Source organism: Mesorhizobium sp. M0106, assembly GCF_040322715.1.
Classification (GTDB): domain Bacteria; phylum Pseudomonadota; class Alphaproteobacteria; order Rhizobiales; family Rhizobiaceae; genus Mesorhizobium.
Map to the genome: position 1 here is coordinate 1 of NZ_JAMYUA010000127.1, position 1,027 is coordinate 1,027.

Below are 1,027 nucleotides of genomic sequence, written 5' to 3' on the forward strand. Positions count from 1 at the left end.
CTGACCGTTTGACGGGTCGAGCTAGAGTCGGATCGCCCTCGTCTTTCCCTTGAGGCCTGAACGGATACCCGGAGTTCGGCTCCGAACGACAAGCACAGGACAAGTGAAAGATGACCAACGATACCATCGGGATCGACATTTCGAAAGACCATCTCGACGCGCACAGGCTGAGCGACGGCGCGAGCCGGCGTTTTGCCAACGACAGCCGCGGCCACAAGGCGTTCATGAGCTGGTTGAGCCCGAGCCGGTTGGACCCGCCCGGCGTACGCATCGTCTATGAGCCGACAGGTCCATATCACCGGGCCTTTGAGCGGAAGCTGGCGGCGGCTGGCCTTGCGCTGGTCAAGGTCAACCCACGCCAAGCCCGGCGCTTCGCCGAGGCCACCGGCAGGATCGCCAAGACCGACCGGCTGGACGCCGCCATGCTGGCGCGCATGGGCGCTCTTCTCGACCTCGAAGCACGACCGGTGCGCAGCCCGATCCTCAATGACCTCAAGGACCTGCACATGGCGCGCGAGGCGCTGGTGAAGAACCGGACGGCGGCGAGGAACAGGGCCAAGGCGCTAACCCTTCCCATCCTCAAGCGCCACAATGCCCAGCAGCTCAGGCAGATCGAACGTCAAATGGCTGCTGTCGAAAAGGAGATCACGGCGCTCATCCAGTCCGATCCCGATCTCTCCCGTCGCTTCGCTATCCTCGTCTCGATCCCGGGCGTCTCGGCAATCACCGCCTTCGCGCTTCTCATCGAAATGCCCGAACTCGGCACGCTCGGTCAGGGTCAGGCTGCTTCCCTCGCAGGCCTCGCTCCCGTCGCACGACAGTCCGGCAACTGGATCGGCCGCGCCTTCATCCGCGGCGGGCGAGCCAATGTCCGACAGGCACTCTACATGCCCGCCCTCGTCGCCATGCGCTTCAATCCCGATCTAAAGGCAAAATACCACCAGCTCACGGCCGACGGCAAAGCCTCAAAACTCGCCATCACAGCCATCATGCGAAAGCTCATCATCCTCGCAAACGCACTACTCAG

Annotated in this window: 1 protein-coding gene; it reads left to right on the top strand. The window is 63.2% G+C overall.

Annotated elements, in window-relative coordinates; all coding sequences use genetic code 11:
- Nucleotides 1-110: 110 nt before the first annotated feature.
- Nucleotides 111-1,027 (top strand): IS110 family transposase (locus NKJ55_RS35395; RefSeq protein ID WP_352453926.1); only part of this gene is annotated, 917 nt, incomplete at its 3' end.